Origin of the sequence: Mangrovimonas sp. TPBH4 (assembly GCF_001280505.1) — a bacterium.
Lineage (GTDB): Bacteria > Bacteroidota > Bacteroidia > Flavobacteriales > Flavobacteriaceae > Mangrovimonas_A.
Window position 1 is genome coordinate 255527 of the sequence record NZ_LBIO01000040.1, and the last position, 16988, is coordinate 272514.

17 protein-coding genes are annotated in these 16988 nt (G+C 38.7%); 14 read left to right on the plus strand and 3 right to left on the minus strand.

The window, feature by feature from the left end:
* Nucleotides 1-8: 8 nt before the first annotated feature.
* The 9 genes from ZA05_RS05110 (at nucleotide 9) to ZA05_RS05150 (ending at nucleotide 9217) form a co-directional block, all read left to right on the plus strand.
* Nucleotides 9-539: a YeeE/YedE thiosulfate transporter family protein gene (locus ZA05_RS05110; protein ID WP_053976639.1), complete on the plus strand. Its 531-nt coding sequence runs from the start codon at nucleotides 9-11 to the stop codon at nucleotides 537-539.
* 18 nt (nucleotides 540-557) lie between these two features.
* Complete coding sequence (locus ZA05_RS05115; protein ID WP_053990600.1) at nucleotides 558-1148, plus strand: YeeE/YedE thiosulfate transporter family protein; 591 nt, start codon at nucleotides 558-560, stop codon at nucleotides 1146-1148.
* Between the two features lie 15 nt (nucleotides 1149-1163).
* Complete coding sequence (locus ZA05_RS05120) at nucleotides 1164-1826, plus strand: rhodanese-like domain-containing protein (RefSeq protein WP_053990601.1); 663 nt, start codon at nucleotides 1164-1166, stop codon at nucleotides 1824-1826.
* 28 nt (nucleotides 1827-1854) lie between these two features.
* The gene (locus tag ZA05_RS05125; protein ID WP_053990602.1) at nucleotides 1855-2472 is read left to right on the plus strand and encodes a rhodanese-like domain-containing protein; all 618 of its coding nucleotides are present in this window, start codon (nucleotides 1855-1857) and stop codon (nucleotides 2470-2472) included.
* Nucleotides 2473-2615: 143 nt separating this feature from the next.
* Entirely contained in the window at nucleotides 2616-3398 is a 783-nt protein-coding gene (locus tag ZA05_RS05130; protein WP_053990603.1) for an FkbM family methyltransferase, read from the plus strand.
* Nucleotides 3399-3417: 19 nt separating this feature from the next.
* Nucleotides 3418-3822: an 8-oxo-dGTP diphosphatase MutT gene (gene mutT / locus ZA05_RS05135; protein ID WP_053990604.1), complete on the plus strand. Its 405-nt coding sequence runs from the start codon at nucleotides 3418-3420 to the stop codon at nucleotides 3820-3822.
* Nucleotides 3823-3974: 152 nt separating this feature from the next.
* Complete coding sequence (locus ZA05_RS05140) at nucleotides 3975-5060, plus strand: AraC family transcriptional regulator (protein WP_053990605.1); 1086 nt, start codon at nucleotides 3975-3977, stop codon at nucleotides 5058-5060.
* Nucleotides 5061-5254: 194 nt separating this feature from the next.
* The gene (locus ZA05_RS05145; protein WP_053990606.1) at nucleotides 5255-8125 is read left to right on the plus strand and encodes a TonB-dependent receptor; all 2871 of its coding nucleotides are present in this window, start codon (nucleotides 5255-5257) and stop codon (nucleotides 8123-8125) included.
* 12 nt (nucleotides 8126-8137) lie between these two features.
* Nucleotides 8138-9217 carry a tyrosine-protein phosphatase gene (locus ZA05_RS05150; RefSeq protein WP_053990607.1) on the plus strand — a complete coding sequence of 360 codons (1080 nt, stop codon included), beginning with the start codon at nucleotides 8138-8140 and terminating at the stop codon, nucleotides 9215-9217.
* Between the two features lie 125 nt (nucleotides 9218-9342).
* Here ZA05_RS05150 and ZA05_RS05155 read toward each other — a convergent pair whose 3' ends face one another.
* Nucleotides 9343-10728: a T9SS type A sorting domain-containing protein gene (locus ZA05_RS05155; RefSeq protein ID WP_197276046.1), complete on the minus strand. Its 1386-nt coding sequence runs from the start codon at nucleotides 10726-10728 to the stop codon at nucleotides 9343-9345.
* Nucleotides 10729-10980: 252 nt separating this feature from the next.
* On the opposite strand from ZA05_RS05155, the gene ZA05_RS05160 reads away from it, so the two are divergent.
* The 5 genes from ZA05_RS05160 to ZA05_RS05180 all read left to right on the plus strand — a co-directional run bounded on the left by ZA05_RS05160 (nucleotide 10981) and on the right by ZA05_RS05180 (nucleotide 13977).
* The gene (locus tag ZA05_RS05160) at nucleotides 10981-11400 is read left to right on the plus strand and encodes a hypothetical protein (RefSeq protein WP_053990609.1); all 420 of its coding nucleotides are present in this window, start codon (nucleotides 10981-10983) and stop codon (nucleotides 11398-11400) included.
* Nucleotides 11401-11452: 52 nt separating this feature from the next.
* Nucleotides 11453-12043 carry a YiiX/YebB-like N1pC/P60 family cysteine hydrolase gene (locus tag ZA05_RS05165; RefSeq protein WP_053990733.1) on the plus strand — a complete coding sequence of 197 codons (591 nt, stop codon included), beginning with the start codon at nucleotides 11453-11455 and terminating at the stop codon, nucleotides 12041-12043.
* 127 nt (nucleotides 12044-12170) lie between these two features.
* A complete protein-coding gene (locus ZA05_RS05170; RefSeq protein WP_082333682.1) occupies nucleotides 12171-12971 on the plus strand; it encodes a DUF2927 domain-containing protein in 801 nt (266 codons plus the stop codon).
* 36 nt (nucleotides 12972-13007) lie between these two features.
* Nucleotides 13008-13469 carry a hypothetical protein gene (locus tag ZA05_RS05175; protein WP_053990611.1) on the plus strand — a complete coding sequence of 154 codons (462 nt, stop codon included), beginning with the start codon at nucleotides 13008-13010 and terminating at the stop codon, nucleotides 13467-13469.
* A gap of 82 nt (nucleotides 13470-13551) precedes the next feature.
* Entirely contained in the window at nucleotides 13552-13977 is a 426-nt protein-coding gene (locus tag ZA05_RS05180; RefSeq protein ID WP_053990612.1) for a hypothetical protein, read from the plus strand.
* Nucleotides 13978-14117: 140 nt separating this feature from the next.
* Here the strand turns inward: ZA05_RS05180 and ZA05_RS05185 are convergent, their stop codons facing one another.
* Together ZA05_RS05185 and ZA05_RS05190 are read right to left on the minus strand one after the other, a co-directional pair.
* On the minus strand, nucleotides 14118-14678 hold the full coding sequence (locus ZA05_RS05185) for an imm11 family protein (RefSeq protein ID WP_053990613.1): 561 nt from the start codon (nucleotides 14676-14678) through the stop codon (nucleotides 14118-14120).
* 309 nt (nucleotides 14679-14987) lie between these two features.
* Complete coding sequence (locus ZA05_RS05190; RefSeq protein ID WP_053990614.1) at nucleotides 14988-16985, minus strand: urocanate hydratase; 1998 nt, start codon at nucleotides 16983-16985, stop codon at nucleotides 14988-14990.
* Nucleotides 16986-16988 lie beyond the last annotated feature (3 nt).

The following is a 16988-nucleotide window of genomic DNA, read 5'->3' on the forward strand; positions in this document are numbered from 1 at the left end:
TATTTGTTATGAATACAAAACACAAAGCAAACCCACACCTATACTGGAACCCCTATTTTGGAGGTTTCCTATTGGGCATCATCATTATTTTCACCTTTTACCTTACCGGTAGAGGTTTGGGAGCCAGTGGTGCCATGAAAAGCAGTGTGGTAACAGTAGTTGAAAATGTCGCTCCCAAACACGCCGAAAGCAACAGCTATTACAGCCAGTTTATCAAGGAAGGAGACTCCCCAATGAACACTTGGCTGGTATTTGAAGCCTTAGGTATTTTGATAGGCGCCTTTATTTCAGGGAGCATCAGTGGACGCATCAAGTGGCGCGTTCAGCATTCCCCTAAAATAACGACTAAACGCCGTTTGATTTTTGCACTTATAGGAGGTATTTTATTCGGATTGGGCGCTCAAATAGCGAGAGGATGTACAAGTGGTGCCGCTTTAAGCGGTATGGCCGTATTGTCGACAGGAGGGTTTCTTACTATGCTGGCCATTTTTGGATCGGCCTATGCATTCGCGTATTTTTTTAGAAAGAATTGGATTTAAAATTTAAAAGATAGAATTATGGGACCTTTAATTCCTGGCGGTTATATTCCAATGGAATGGGATACTATCATAGCAATATTCATTGGGATTGCCTTTGGCTTTGTATTGGAAGCTTCAGGCTTTTCATCCTCGCGAAAATTGGCCGGTGTGTTTTACGGCTATGACTTTGCCGTGTTGAAAGTATTCTTTACCGCAGCTGCTGTATCAGTTATAGGCATTTACTATATGGATTACTTGGGATATCTGGATATCTCACAACTCTATGTGCATCCTACCTATTTATGGGGTGCTATCATAGGCGGTGTTATTATGGGAGCTGGTTTTGTAACCGGAGGCTTCTGCCCGGGCACCAGTTTGTGTGCTGTGGCCATTGGTAAATTGGATGCCTGGGTGTACGTGTTTGGCATTATGATTGGCGTCTTTGTATTTTCAGAACTCTTCAATCTTTTTGAACCTATTTATGACGGCTACAACTTTGGTAACATTACTTTGATAGATTCCTTTGGTTGGAATCCCTACTGGGTGATTTTTGTATTTGCCATTATTGCCGTAGTGGCATTTGGCATTGCCGATATGGTTAGAAAAAGAGTAAAAAGTGTGTTTTACTAATTAAACTTGATCCTCATGGACAAAAAGAAAACCGCAAAATTCCTCTCGTACCGCTATCAAATCTTGGCTGCAACCTTGATCATTCTTGCAGCTGGATTGGTATTGCTGCCCAAATATGAAAAACAGGAAGGCATTCGCTCCAAACAGCTACTAAGCCACGCCATCAGCCCGGAGCGTTATATTTCTACCGATGATATTTCCCATAAACTCATTAGCCAAGATCCTTCTTTTATTTTGGTAGACGTGAGGGATGAAGAAAGCTATAATAATTATAGCTTACCAAATGCCATTAATATCCCGCTGTCAAAATTGTTGGACGAAGACTCTCTTACCTACCTCAACCAAGACCAGTTTGACGTGGTGTTCTATTCCAACGATACCTTTCATGCCGACCAAGCCTGGATGTTGTGCGACCGCCTTGGTTTTAAAAACCTACATGTTTTACAAGGAGGACTTAATACTTGGTATAGTACCATTATCAATCCTACCAAACCAAGTGAGGCCATGCCTGAAGCGGACTTTAAACTGTATGCTACCAGAAAAGCGGCCAGTATGTATTTTGGCGTAGCATACCCAGATCAAAATTTAGGTACCGAGTTGCCCTCTGCTCCTTCAACGCCTAAAAAAGTAATTACCGTAGAAAAGAAAAAGAAGCGCAAAGCAGAAGGAGGCTGTTAAGTCTATAGTTGACCTTATACCTAATACCATGAAAGAATTAGAGAAAACCAAACGAATATCCATTGCTGCCACGCTATTTATCCTAGCCGTATTGATAGGTTTTTTAACCTATAAACGCCCCAAAAACACTTATGCTTTCAACACTAAAAGCACTTTGGAAAAAATCACCTCAACAGATTATTTCCTTCCCTATTCCCTTATTGAAAATGAAGATGTGGCATTTATAGACATTAGAACCCCTTACGAGTACAACAAAGGTCATTTGCAAAACGCCATAAACATACCTTCCGTGGATATTATGAGTGAAGCCTCCCAAAAACTGCTACAGGACCTAAAAAAATCAGATACACCCACCGTGCTTTACGGAAGCACTCCCGAAGAAGCCAACATTCCTTTTCTTATACTATACCAATTAGGATTCGACAATCTTAAAATCCTACCTGTAGAACTCAGTTATTCCCAGAACAAGCTCATCACGAAAGAGTCCAAAATAGAAACCCTTCCTCACGATATTAATGCCTTTATCATGGACTCCCAAAAGCATTTGGATAGCTCTAGTACTATAGTCCCTACACCAGTGGATGTCCCTAAAAAAGTGATTACAGTTGAAAAGAAAAAGAAACGCAAAGCAGAAGGCGGCTGTTAAAATTTACACATACTATACTACTTATGCTTTAAAGCTCGCACCACCCTTATTTCTAGAGAAAAACAAAAATAAGGTTCTAAAAACGGCCAAATATTTGGTATTTTTAAACTGTAGTTTACAGCCATTTAGCCAATAGAAATAGTATGAAAAAAACTGTTTACGATCTAGTATCAAAAGCCGTTAAAACCTTTTCAAAAAGTGATATTGTTACAAAGAAAGTCAACAATCACAATAAAGTTCTCTATTATGAAAGATCGCAGCACCTTACATTTCTATTTCAGAAGCACATCCAATATGAAGAACACATTCAAAATAAAATAAAGGCTTATCTAAAGTCTGGAGATCTTGTTTTTGATATAGGCGCCAACATTGGTCAATATGCACTGCCTTTTAGCGAGGTGGTTGGTCCCTCAGGAACCGTCTATTCCTTTGAACCCGACTTTAAAAACTATGCCTTTTTACAATTCAATGTCAACATAAACAACTGCACCAATATTAGGTGTTTCAACTACGGAATAGGCAAAGAAAATACACAGCAGGAGTTTTTTAGGGATACGGAAACAGGCGGACGAAAAAGTTCTTTTAAAAGGAAATTTGTGGAAGACAGCTTTAAAGGATTAACAGAAAACGTCACTATTAAAAGTTTGGATGCCCTAGTTACTGAATTTGGCCAACCCAATCTAATAAAAATAGATGCCGAAGGCTGTGAAGACGATATCATTTCTGGCCTAACCATCGATTTAAACGATTGTGTTTTTGCTGTGGAAGTTAGGGAAGACACCAAACACTTTATCTTTGACTACTTTACGAAAAAAGGATATGATTGTATTTGGATAGACCATAAAGATCTGCCTATTAACAATGCCGAAGATATTCCTGATTATGTAGTCAATCTCATATTTAAAAGAAGTACAACTACCCAATAGAATAATAACCACATCCTCCATGCTAAAAGTAGCCGCCGGCATTCTCATAGACCAACAAAAAATCCTTATCGCAAGACGAGCACCTGGTAAAGACCTAGCAGGCTATTGGGAATTTCCGGGCGGCAAGATAGAGCCTAACGAAACTCCAGAAGCAGCCTTGATTCGTGAGTTTAGGGAGGAATTTCAAGTGGAGATAAAAGTCCTCAGCGCTTTCCACAAAAATGAACATATGTATAGTTCCAAGACAATTTTGTTGGAATCTTACATAGCCCAACATGTCTCGGGAGAGTTTCAACTAAGGGACCACGACCAATTGGCCTGGGTTACCATACACAACTTGACCAATTACCAAATGGCCTCCGCCGATGTGCCGATTGTAGAAAAATTACTCCACACTTTTAAAGAAAAAGGCGCAATTAAGTAGATAGTTCAGTCGCATTAACTACCCTACACACCTATAACTTGAGGGTTATTTAGTACAACACCAAACTATTTACCATTGCTTAAACTAATGGTAACAGAAACTTAAATAAACAGGCCTTATACCGTCCTTAATTTTACCCCTTTTAAAACAACATGGGGTATTTAATCAGTATTATCGTATTTCAGGCGGTTTTTTCGTTGGCTTTGGTCATGAGATATCGCAGCAAAAGTCAGTTTGATAAACTCTTGGCTTTGTTCTTATTTTTTATTTTCAGCCACTTTTCTACCAAGTTATTTTTCTTGGTGTTTCTGGAGCAAAATCCCTTTTACTACAAATTGCCTACAAGCTTCAGTTTGTTTTATGGCCCCATTCTATACCTAACCAGTAAATGCGCCGTAAAAGGCATTACACGGAAAGAATTATGGTGGCATTTAACACCATTCCTCATCGTTAGCGTAGTGTTTCTTACCGTGATTGCCACACATGGAAGCGGCCCAACAAGCGATGCCTTTGGACAATGGTATCAAAACCTATCCTATGGTTATCTTATCCCATTTATAGTATATCCCATATTAAGCCTTAGACTGTTGCGCAAAAACCCCAATAGCATGTCCAAGGACCGCAACACCCTATTATTAAGCTTAACCTATGTAAACATTGCCTTTATGGGGGTTGTGCTGTTTTTGGTGACCCTTCACATTTTAGGATACGACCCCATTAACATTAGGCTCACCTATGTGCTTATGCTCATTACCGTGGTATCCATTTTGTTGTATAAAATAAATGCTTCGGAAGAACCCATCGTCGCCAATGTTTTGGCCGTTGCTCCAGCAGGTTTAGGAAATCCAGAAAAGAAATCGCAGAAATACGAGAGTTCCAATTTGGAAACCGAAGATTTAAAAGCCTATTACAAAACCTTACAACTGTTCCTTGAAAAGGAAAAAATTTATTTGGACCCTGAATTGACACTTCAAAAATTATCGGAAAAAGTCCACATTCCAAAACACCATATTACCCAAGTGTTGAATGCCTATGTTCAGAAAAACTTCTATCAATTCATAAACGATTATCGCATTGAAGAGGCAAAATCACTACTTACATCCAACCACAAAGAATCCATCACAGATATTGCCTATAGCGCTGGTTTCAATTCCAAATCTACCTTCAATACCCACTTTAAAAAACTCACCCAAAAGACGCCTTTGGAATACAAAAAAGAGGCCCTAGGACTCTCTTAACACATGCTTAACAAATTCTTTCTTTTTAATTAAAACAACCCAAACCGCTTAAAAACATATCGTTACACCATTCAAACGTTCACCTCACATAATTTGAACGCACAAAACGACCTCCTCAGTTGATTGCAACGAATGCCCTTGACTTTATTTCAAATTTTGCGGCAGATTAAAATCAACAACAAAAATTTCACACAATGAGTAAACACTTAAAATTCCTTGGCACCATGCTGCTTATTTTAATGGCGAGTTCCAAGGTACTTTCCCAAACATCAAGAATAAGCGGGAAGGTAGCTGATGAGTTTGGCCCACTTCCTGGGGTAAACATTTTAGTAAAAGGAACCAGCAACGGTACGACTACAGATTTTGAAGGCACCTTTAGTTTGGTAAATGTTGAAGGAGGAGAGCACACTATTGTTTTTTCCTATCTAGGGTATGAAACTAAGGAAGTGGCTATTACTACGACAGCCAATGAGCGTTCAGACATGGGGACTATCATGTTAATGCCTAGTACCGAAGAATTGGGAGAAGTCGTGCTTAAGGGAGGTTATATGCCTTCGCAACAAAAAGCTTTGAACATCAAGAAAAACTCTGCCGCCATTATGGAGGTATTGGCCAATGACGTGATTGGAAAACTTCCGGACCGTAATGCTGCCGAGGCTGTACAGCGTATGACAGGGGTATCTATTGAAAGAGACCACGGTGAAGGACGTTACGTCATTGTAAGAGGAACGCCAATTGCCTGGAACTCGACCTTGTTGAACGGAGACAGAATGCCTTCTACCGAAGGAACTTCAGACAATACCAGTGGAACCCGAGCGGCTCCTTTGGACATCTTCCCTTCTGAAATGATTGAATTTGTGCAATTGTCTAAGGCCATCACACCGGACATGGAAGGGGATGCCATTGGAGGATCTGTGAACTTTATCACCAAAACAGCACCTTCTAAAAGAACCTTGAACGTCAACTTAGGGTATGGGTACAACGACCAAGCACAAAAACCTATCCAAAACGGATCGATCCTTTATGGAGACCGTGTAGCTGATGGAAAAATAGGCTTCATGCTTTCTGGAACCTACTGGAACAGAAACTGGGGTACCGATAACTACGAAGTAGTGTACAACAGCGATAATTTCGCTTTGAGCAACCTACAGCTAAGAGATTATTTGGGAGAACGCACCACTTATGGCTTCAACGCCGGATTTGAGTACACCCCTAATGTGAATACCAAAATCTACTTACGTGGTCTTAAAACCAAATTTAAGGACCGTGAAAGTGCTGTAGAACATGTTTTCAATTTCGATGAAAGTACCATGGACCTGAGGGTTCGTGAAGGGATTATTGGTATTGATCTTTATGGAACCGAAATTGGAGGTAACCACCACCTAAGAAATGAAAAGTGGAAAATCGATTGGAGACTTTCTACCTATGGCGCAGAAATGGGCAACGAAAAGCTTCCTGGCTCATCGGCAGTGGGATCGCCAGCTTACTATATGGCCACTTTCTCTACGCCTGTAAGCTATAGCAACCTTAACGGTGATGGCTTCAAGTTTTTAAATATCGATTCACCTTCAGGATACAATGGAGATCCTTATGACAATATCCAACCTTACTTGAGCAGCCCCGTAACAGCCGACCAAATGACCTTGGCCAACCAGATTGCTTTTAAATCACACAGTAAGGAAATGGATTATACAGCGCAAGCAGATGTAACTTTTAAGCCTACCGACAAACTGACTTTAAAGGCTGGTGGAAAATTCAAACGTATGAACTTTGAACGAGGCGCTCCTTACAATTATTACCTGTATTTGGGAGATGCCTATGGTGCTCCAATTGCCATGACCAATTTTGACACAAGGCCTTTCCCTGAAAGAGGTGGGTATTTAACCGAAATAGGAAGCCCTTATGACAACGTATTGTTGCCATCCTTAAGTTTGAACCAATTGGACGATTTGTTCACTGCCGAACAATTGGAAAACCCGTTGTACTACAACATCGAGTTTGATGAGAACAACCCGTCATCGGCTGGATCTTTCTACTCAGGACATGAGCAGGTGGTTGCAGGATACTTGATGGGCGATTACAAATTAACGGATAAGTTGAGCCTTATTGGAGGGTTCCGCTATGAACACACCAATTTGGAATATGACGGTTATATGGTAACCGCAGTATCTGAAGATGAGACCACCATCAACAAAATTTCCAACGACAATGATTTTGGTTCCTTCCTGCCAATGGTACACTTAAAATATTCACCAAAGGACAATATCAACCTTAGATTGGCCTATACAAGAACCATGGCCAGAGCCAATTTCTCTGAATTGAATCCAACAGAAACCATTAGTTTGTTGAGCACTCCTGCAACTATTTCCAGAGGAAACATCAACCTAAAGCCTACGTATTCCAACAACGTAGACCTTATGGGAGAATACTACTTTAAAAACGTAGGTTTATTAAGTGCCGGTGCCTTCTATAAATCTTTGGAAAATGTAATCTATACGGGTAGAAGTTACCAAAACATAGACGGAACCCTTTACCAAGTCACCCAACCTCAAAACTCCGAAAGCGGATGGTTGGCAGGATTAGAATTTGGATTGTCCAAGCGTTTAGACTTCTTACCAGGATTTTTGAGTGGTTTTGGAGTTGAGGCCAACTATACATTTGCCGATTCGGAAATGAACGTACCGGAATATCATACCGATGCCACCACTGGAGAGATTACAGAAACGACCACTACTGAAAAAATCCCTAACCAGTCTAAGCACATCTTCAACAGTGCCCTATTCTACGAAAAAGGCATCTTCACAGTACGTGTGTCTGGAAACTACAAAGGAGAGTCTTTGGCATTGGTACAAGGCAACCCAGAAAACTACCGTTGGTATGACAAAAACTTCACCGTAGACTTTTCGGGGTCTGTAAACATCAGTCCCAAGTTGCGTATGTATGTTGAGTTGAACAACTTGACCAACGAACCATTGAGATACTACCAAGGCAACACCAACAGACCAGAACAAACAGAGTACTACTCTATCAGAGGTCTATTTGGTATCAACTACAAATTATTCTAATCACAGAACATCATGACCATACATAAATTTTTATACACGGGAGCCCTAGCAACTTTGCTATGCTCCTGTGGCAACTACGAAAAAGCCGAGCAACCAGCATATTCATTGGATGAAACCATCCATGTAAAGCGTTTGGAAGACCATAATTACGAGTTGCAATTGAACAAAACAGGCAACTGGAACATCTATTCAGGAACCTCTCCGGAAGCCATCAATTGGAACAATGTCCAAGTACTTTCAGAGGCCCAAAATGTGCTTAACGTTACCAACCCACAACCTGCAAAACGTTTGTTTTTTGCAGCGGTAACTGAGAAAGACACCCTATACCTATCGGAACGTGAAATTGTGATGGAACACAGTTTCAATTTTAGGGACATCGGCGGCATTCCTACCAAAGATGGCAAACACACTAAATTTGGAATGCTGTACCGCTCAGGTGAAATTGCAGAATTGAGCAAAGAAGATTTGGCCTATATGGAAGAAATTGGTATTGCAACCATTTTGGATTTGCGTTCGAATTATGAAATTGAAGAACAGCCAGACATGTATCCAAACGGCGTAAATTGGCTGCACATGCCCATTGGCAATATGGACAACAAAGATCCAAAGGCCATGCTTAAGCAAATTACCGATGCCGATCCGGAAACCTTTGATGGCGATGCCATGATGGAACAGTTTTCGGTAGAGTTCGTTGACCACCCTGAGCCTTTCAAGAAACTATTCCAAAAGATTGTGGAAGACGGCGATTCCCCAATATTGTTTCACTGTAGTGCTGGAAAAGACCGCACCGGTTTCACTTCTGCCTTTATACTTTACACCTTGGGTGTTGACAAGGAAACCATTATGGACGAATACGTTCTTTCCAACTATTACAGATACCCACACAACGAAAGCACCATCAAAAAGGCGGCGACATTCTACGGCATCGACGAGCGCATTTTACGTCCGTTGATGGGGGTAAAACGTTCTTATTTGGAGCGCGGTTTTAAAGAAATAGAAGCTAAATACGGCTCTGTAGACAACTTTTTGCAAACAGAAATAGGGGTTGATTCCTTAGTTCAAGCCAAACTGAGGCATCGATACTTAAGGTAGTTTTTTGCAATTAGTTTTTTTAAGGCGGATGTTTTGCACATCCGCCTTTTTAATTATTTGTGTTCTGAAAATTGAAAAGGGTAATCAGAGTATTCGTTTAAAATAAAGGCAAGTGAAAGATTCTATTATTTAAGAATCTTTTTTACCAAGGTCCCCTTATTGGTTATTATTTTGGCCATATACAAACCATTGCTAAAAGACGAAACATCAATGTCGCTATTTGAGGCATGCAAAATTTCCTGGCCAGACAGATTATAAAGGCTCACCTCATGAATTTCAACAGATTCCGGAAGCTGAATCACTAAAAGGTCTTTTACAGGATTTACAATGCTTACAGCCTCAAAATCCACTTCAGAAACACTTAAGGCCGTACATTCAGGGCTTAGCTCCGTCTGTTCATCTATATCCAAAAATATAGGATCCACACTTACCCCTTCATCCACAAGGATACAGGTAAGATCTGGATTAGAAGTGAAGTCCAACTGAATGTATCCGGATAAATCCAAATTACTTAAATTCACCTCCGAAAAATTATTGTTGGAAGCCGATATTTTAAACACACTATCCGTTCCTAATTCACTAAAATCCACCGAAGTCAGCTGGTTGTTATCGCACACAAACTGAAACAACATATTTGTAGTAGCAGAAGATGCTCCTGACACATTTACAGCTGTCAAATTGTTATTTGAACAATCAACGGTATAAATACTTTCACATAAGGATACATCCAGTTCAGCGAGTGCATTGTCCATACATTTTAACTCACCCAAATCTGGGTTATTACTAAGATCCAATTCGGTTAAATCATTATTGTGACATTTTAATATGGATAAATTTGGATTGTTACTTACATCTAGAGACGTTAATCCTGAATTAGAACAGTCCAAAAAATTCAATGAAGGCAGATTAGAGAGGTCTAAAGAAGTTAATGAATTTCCCTCCGTGAATAACCCTGTAAGAGTACTATTGGACAAGGTAAGTTCTGTAAAAGAGTTATTATTTAAAAATAAGCTTGTTAGTGAGGTATTATTACTGATATCTAAATAGGATAAATTATTATTGTAAGCTTTCAAACTTATTAATTGACTACAATTACTAATATCCAAACTAGACAAATTATTTCCTGTAATATCCAAATGTTTTAAAAGCGAATTATTGCTAAGATCTAACTCGCTAACATTGTTACCATTTAAGTATAACTGTTTTAATTGAGTTAAAGCACTAACATCTATTTCGTCAAGGTTATTATAATACAGATACAAAAAATTAAGTGAAGTAAAATCTTCGATTCCCGTAAGGTCACTAATATTTGCACTTTGTAAATCAAGAGAAGTAATGGTATTAATGCTATTAGTAAGCACTTCCCCATCCAAAACATCATCATATCCTAGATCAATCAATTTTTGTTCAAAATTGCTATCCGGTATCAAAGTCACATCAGTTTGTGCATATACCCCTACAGAAAAGCCTATAAAAAGGGCGCAAAAATAACAGTGTAGTTTTCTCTTCATAATTACATTTTTTAACCTATTTAACATCAATCATTTATAAATATATGCAAAAAATGTTAAAACAACACTTATTTCGCAACTGATAAGTGATTTCAAAGAGCTTCAACACCAAAAATCAGGAAAGACAAACCCCCTTTTTGCCCCTAGCTGTTCACTCCTCGCCCTTCTCTTCCCAACTCTAAACTTTCAGCTACCCTGCTTCCAAAAATTTTATCTATTTTGGCTACCATCTAACTAACAATACACAATGCAATGCGAATCGTACGAAACATTTTAGCCCTTATTTTGGGATGGCTTGGCGGAAGCGCCATTAATATGGGACTGGTAGCCCTAGGACACACTTTGTTTCCCATGGAAGGCATAGACCCTAATGACATGAATGCTCTAGCAGAGGCGATGCCCACTATGGAACCTAAACATTTTCTGTTTCCATTTTTGGCCCACGCCCTCGGCACTTTTATAGGAGCCATTATCGCTGCTCGTTTAGCAGCTAGCCATAAAATGATTTTTGCCATGGCAATAGGAATCTTGTTTTTAATAGGCGGTATCATGGTGAATTATATGCTCCCTGGGCCTACGTGGTTTACAGTATTAGACCTTGTTGTAGCCTACATCCCAATGGCTTGGTTAGGAGGTTCAGTAGCATTAAAAAAAGCAAAGACATCCATTTAACATGAACAAAAAATACATCACCTTTCTCTTACTAACCATATATGCAATAGCAATGCAAGCACAGAATGTCATTTTGCAGACTGGTGATGTATTGTTTAGGGAATCTGCCGAAAGCAGCTTATCCCAAGCTATAGATGCGGTGACCCAAACCGATAAAGCCACCCATTTCTCCCATATGGGATTGGTTGAAGTAGTAGGCGACAGCATTTTTGTATTGCATGCCGATACAGAAGGTGGTTCCTGCAAGATTAGTTTGCGAGAGTTTATCTACCCTCCCTCAGACAGCTTACCGCAAGAGAGAACGGTGATCGCTTATCGCTTGAAACCCGACTATCAAAAAGCCATTCCTGACGCTATCAACACAGCCAAAACTATGCTGGGCAAGCCCTATAACTTTAGTTATGTCATGAATGACAGCAGTTATTATTGCTCAGGATTTGTATACAGAGCTTTTGCAAAAGACAGCATTTTTAAATTGAACCCCATGACGTTCAAGGATCCAGATACTGGTAACTTCAATCCCTCTTGGATCGCGTTTTACAAAGAATTAGGCATGGAAGTTCCCGAAGGCCAACTAGGGTGCAACCCTAATGGTATGGCGGCTTCGGAAAAGTTAATGCTGCTTGGAAAAGTGCGGATGTAGACAATTTTAGAATCAAGACCGCTACGCTACAGGATTTGAGACAATCAATTCAGCACTCTTAACTGACCAGCACTAGTATAAGAAATATTATATCAACAAAATGGTAAGGAAACATATCTAAGTAAGGATGGCACTTAAAGAAAAAGACACCTCAAAACTCATAACAAAATATTTAATATTAGTTATTTCCTTTTTATGTGGTGGAATATTCATTTTCAAAATGATAAACTCTCCCGAAAAGATAAACCTTACTACTTATGAAAAACAACTAATAGAATATTTTCAAGAAGTTGCTTTAAATTCTGATTATGGGCAAAGTCCTAAAAAGACAATAAAGTGGAATTCAAAGATGGTTCTTTATGTTTCTAAAGACAAGGAAAATAAAAATCAGGTTATTAAAATAGAAGAAGTGATTGAAAATATTAATTCTTTATTTACAGATGGTTTTAAGATTTTACTAACAGATGATCGGTTAAAAAGTAACGCCATTATTTTCTTAAGTAGTATAGAACAAATGAATAAGCAAAACCCAGGTTTTTTTGACGGTATTAATGAAAGTGTTGCTGGTTTGTCCGAAATTGAGTTTGATTGGGGAAGCTGTGAAATAACAAATAGTAAGATATTTATTAACACTGATGAGCCTATAGATGTGCAATTGTCTGCAATAATAGAAGAAATTGCCCATAGTATAGGATTGCCTTCTGACTCAAATATACACACTGACAGTGTTTTTTACGAAAATCAAGTTGATGAGGCAAAATTAAATGATGAGTTTTCTCAGCTAGATATTGATGTTATCAAACTATTATACCATCCCAAAATGAAATCGGGTTTTAATCAATTTCAAGCAAAAAATACCATCAAAAGAATTTTTAAATCTGAACCAGGTGATTATTCTGTAAGTGGTTATAAAAAAAATAACAGTTAATTTTCTCAACAATCGAAATTATAGAAAAAGCCACTAATGATTAAAATAAAATTTATCATAGTCATATTGCTTCTATTTCATTCTTGTTCAAATGACAAAAACAAAAGAACTAATAATCTAGATGTTAGAAGTCTGTTAGAGATTAAAGACCAATATGACCTCAAGATAGAAAACAAAGAAGATTTGGATTTGATAATTAAAAGAAATATCGATTTTAAGAATGATGCAAACTGCAATGCTAGATTTATTATTCAGTTTATAACTACCAAAGATTTTAATGGAATAAGTAGTGTTTCAATTACCAAAAGGGATCATCTAATTATTGATAAGCAAAATGAACTTAAATTGTTATTAGAGCTAAAAGAGCTTACTAAAATTTCAGTCGGCAAAAACGGAAGAGAATATTACCAGGCTTTGGATAAAAGCCCTGCATTTAATTTAATTGTTAATGGAAAAAAATATTGTAATGAATTAACAAGGGCAAACCATAAAAAATAAATGTCGCTAGTCTATTTTAATACTCGTCACAGACCAACACTAGCAGGAGAGCCCCCTTATCTACAACTTATCAAAGATATATATGGACAATAAATTTAGAAGATTAATTATTATAGTGTTGTTTTTTTATTTTAATTCATGTGGATGGGTCGAGGGTGAAGACCCTCACGAGCTTAGATTAAAATATGAATACTCCGTTTCTTATGACACAAAAAATATAGCGTTTAATTATTTTTCTATAGGATATGGAGGAGGAACTCCTATCCTAGATAATTGTATTGAATTTTATCTCGATAATAACTATTTATACTTGAAACAACTTATTGGTTTTAATGAAGAGCAGGAGTCTAGATATTTTAAAATAAATAATAGAACAAGAAACATAACCAAAATTGATAAAACTCAATATGACAAAAATGCAAAAAATTGTACTCTAATAAATTTTCAGTCAATATCAGAAAAGGGAGATTTTGAAATACCATCAGAGTACATGAACAAGGAAAAATAGTATTTATTAGGTTCAATTTAAGGTTCAAATCCCCCCGCTAGCGCCCATTTGTAATGAGAGCTTTATTTCTCAACCATAAATCGACAAAACCTCTTTGCTTTAAGATTTAGGACAATTTTAGCTCTCGTCACAGACGAGTGCTAGCTCCGATTATCGAATGTTATCTTTTGAAAATAACAACCTGTAACTTTATTTTTTATCAGCAAATCTTTTACTTTTTCAGAAATACAAAATGACGAAGGGTCAAATTCCTCGTAACAAAATACATTGACATTTTTAGGCATTTTATTTCTATCAATAATTGGATTGATTAGATTATCTCTCATTTTACTTCTATCAAGCACATCTATTTTGATTTTGAAATGCATTATATAATATTCATGACTTTCGGAGCCCTTTAAAACACAAGTTTCCACAAACTGAATTTGACTTTCATCTACATAATCTTGGATTAATCTCTGCATTTTTGTCGAAATCAACCTTATAGGCTGATATGGCATTTGGTAATCTGCAAGTTGTTTTCCTACTCCTCCTTCAAAATTGAATTTAATTCCATCTAGCATACCTTTGTAAATTTCAACACCATCTTCAAGTGTCTCTAGTAGGTCTGACATTTCAATATTTTCTGTATCTACTATACCGTACTTCCCCTTTTTCTTGGCATATTCTGCACCTAATAGAACTCTGTAATATGTTTCCATTTCTTTATTTATACAATTCCAAATAATTATACAACATCCTCATATTTTCAAAAGAGTTACTCACTTATTAGAAACCTTTGAACAGAGATTATGGGAATGTCCATTTATAAAAAAACACTACCTAAAGAAACAAAAAAGTCCTGTCGTAAAACAGGACTTTTATATCATATTTCTCTTCAGCACTCAATATCAAGTTACATTAACGAAAGAGAACGAAAAGAGATTCCTCCTTCGTCGGAATGACAAAACTCATCTCTACTCCATTCCTTTCAACTTCAAGCTTCGTGCTTCAAACTACTAAGGTCTTGACTAAAATAAATCCGTCAAAATATCTTCAGCCACCAAATGAGGCAAGGTCACCTTTAGGCTTGGTGTACGCTGCATTTCGCGTTCAATGGCGAATCTTGCTTCTTTGTTTCTGGCCCAACTACGTCTGGCAATACCGTTATTGACATCGTAAAACAACATACTTTTTAGGCGTGCTTCGGCTTCTTTGGTGCCGTTCAACAGCATCCCAAAACCACCGTTGATCACTTCACCCCAGCCAACGCCACCACCGTTGTGGATTGACACCCAGGTAGCGCCTCTAAAGCTGTCGCCAATCACGTTTTGAATGGCCATATCAGCCGTGAACTTACTACCGTCATAAATGTTGGAAGTCTCGCGATATGGAGAATCGGTCCCACTTACATCGTGGTGGTCGCGTCCTAATACCACAGGGCCAATTTTTCCTTCTGCAATGGCATTATTGAAGGCTTCGGCTATTTTGGCACGCCCTTCGGCATCGGCATATAGAATTCTGGCTTGTGAGCCCACCACCATTTTGTTCTGCTTTGCATTTTTAATCCAAGTGATGTTGTCCTGCATTTGCAATTGGATTTCCTCTGGGGACACTTCCATAATTTGCTGCAGTACTTCCATAGCAATTTGGTCCGTAGCATCTAAATCCTCAGATTTTCCAGACGTACACACCCAACGGAAGGGTCCAAAACCATAGTCGAAACACATAGGTCCCAAAATATCCTGAACATAGGAAGGATATCTAAAATCAATTTTATTTTCGGCCATCACATCGGCGCCTGCACGAGAAGCTTCCAATAGAAAGGCATTTCCATAATCGAAGAAATACGTGCCTTTGGCTGTATGTTTGTTGATAGCCGCGGCATGACGACGTAAACTTTCCTGAACCTTTTCCTTAAATACTTCCGGCTCCTCACGAATCAAGCGATTGGATTCCTCATAACTCACATCCACAGGATAGTAACCACCAGTCCACGGAATGTGTAAAGAGGTTTGATCTGACCCTACATGGATAAAGATGTTTTCTTCATCAAAACGTTCCCATACCTCCACAATATTTCCAATGTAGGCAATGGAAACCACTTCATTAGCCTCTTGCGCTTTTTTCACACGAGTAATCAAAGCTTCCATAGAATCAATCAATTCATCTACCCAGCCTTGTTGGTGTCGTTTGGTGGCCGCTTTTGGATTCACTTCGGCACACACCGTGATACAACCCGCAATATTCCCTGCCTTAGGTTGCGCACCACTCATACCACCCAAACCGGCAGTTAAAAATATTTTTCCAGCGGAAGACTCTTCTTTCTTCAGTATTTTTCTGAAGGCGTTCATCACGGTAATTGTGGTTCCGTGTACAATTCCCTGTGGGCCGATATACATAAAAGAGCCCGCAGTCATCTGACCATATTGGGTAACTCCCAAAGCGTTGAACTTTTCCCAATCATCAGGTTGGGAATAGTTAGGAATCATCATCCCATTAGTTACAACTACTCGTGGTGCAGCTTTAGACGATGGGAACAATCCCATTGGGTGGCCAGAATACATGTGCAAGGTCTGCTCCTCTGTCATCGTGGCCAAATATTTCATGGTCAACAAGTACTGCGCCCAGTTTTGGAACACAGCACCGTTTCCTCCGTAGGTAATCAATTCCTCAGGGTGCTGCGCTACCGCAGGATCCAAATTATTTTGAATCATCAACTGGATAGCTGCCGCCTGTGAACATTGTGCCGGATACTCCGAAATAGGTCGTGCATACAAGTCGTAATCGGGTTTGAAGCGGTACATATAAATACGTCCGTATTCTTTCAATTCCTCAGCAAATTCAGGCGCCAAAATCGCATGCCAAGCTTCTGGGAAATATCTTAAAGCATTTCTAACGGCTAATTGCTTGTCTTCTTTTGATAGGATATCCTTTCGTTTTGGAGCCCTATTAATACCTTCCGGATAGGCTTTTTTGGCCGGTAACTCTGTTGGGATTCCTTGTAATATCTGTTCTTGAAATGTCATATC

Bases quoted from the DNA above. Each gene is read 5' to 3' on its own strand.
- ZA05_RS05110 (WP_053976639.1), top strand. From the start codon at position 9: ATGAATACAAAACACAAAGCAAACCCACACCTATACTGGAACCCCTAT.
- ZA05_RS05115 (WP_053990600.1), top strand. From the start codon at position 558: ATGGGACCTTTAATTCCTGGCGGTTATATTCCAATGGAATGGGATACT.
- ZA05_RS05120 (WP_053990601.1), top strand. From the start codon at position 1,164: ATGGACAAAAAGAAAACCGCAAAATTCCTCTCGTACCGCTATCAAATC.
- ZA05_RS05125 (WP_053990602.1), top strand. From the start codon at position 1,855: ATGAAAGAATTAGAGAAAACCAAACGAATATCCATTGCTGCCACGCTA.
- ZA05_RS05130 (WP_053990603.1), top strand. From the start codon at position 2,616: ATGAAAAAAACTGTTTACGATCTAGTATCAAAAGCCGTTAAAACCTTT.
- mutT (WP_053990604.1), top strand. From the start codon at position 3,418: ATGCTAAAAGTAGCCGCCGGCATTCTCATAGACCAACAAAAAATCCTT.
- ZA05_RS05140 (WP_053990605.1), top strand. From the start codon at position 3,975: ATGGGGTATTTAATCAGTATTATCGTATTTCAGGCGGTTTTTTCGTTG.
- ZA05_RS05145 (WP_053990606.1), top strand. From the start codon at position 5,255: ATGAGTAAACACTTAAAATTCCTTGGCACCATGCTGCTTATTTTAATG.
- ZA05_RS05150 (WP_053990607.1), top strand. From the start codon at position 8,138: ATGACCATACATAAATTTTTATACACGGGAGCCCTAGCAACTTTGCTA.
- ZA05_RS05155 (WP_197276046.1), bottom strand. From the start codon at position 10,728: ATGAAGAGAAAACTACACTGTTATTTTTGCGCCCTTTTTATAGGCTTT.
- ZA05_RS05160 (WP_053990609.1), top strand. From the start codon at position 10,981: ATGCGAATCGTACGAAACATTTTAGCCCTTATTTTGGGATGGCTTGGC.
- ZA05_RS05165 (WP_053990733.1), top strand. From the start codon at position 11,453: ATGCAAGCACAGAATGTCATTTTGCAGACTGGTGATGTATTGTTTAGG.
- ZA05_RS05170 (WP_082333682.1), top strand. From the start codon at position 12,171: ATGGCACTTAAAGAAAAAGACACCTCAAAACTCATAACAAAATATTTA.
- ZA05_RS05175 (WP_053990611.1), top strand. From the start codon at position 13,008: ATGATTAAAATAAAATTTATCATAGTCATATTGCTTCTATTTCATTCT.
- ZA05_RS05180 (WP_053990612.1), top strand. From the start codon at position 13,552: ATGGACAATAAATTTAGAAGATTAATTATTATAGTGTTGTTTTTTTAT.
- ZA05_RS05185 (WP_053990613.1), bottom strand. From the start codon at position 14,678: ATGGAAACATATTACAGAGTTCTATTAGGTGCAGAATATGCCAAGAAA.
- ZA05_RS05190 (WP_053990614.1), bottom strand. From the start codon at position 16,985: ATGACATTTCAAGAACAGATATTACAAGGAATCCCAACAGAGTTACCG.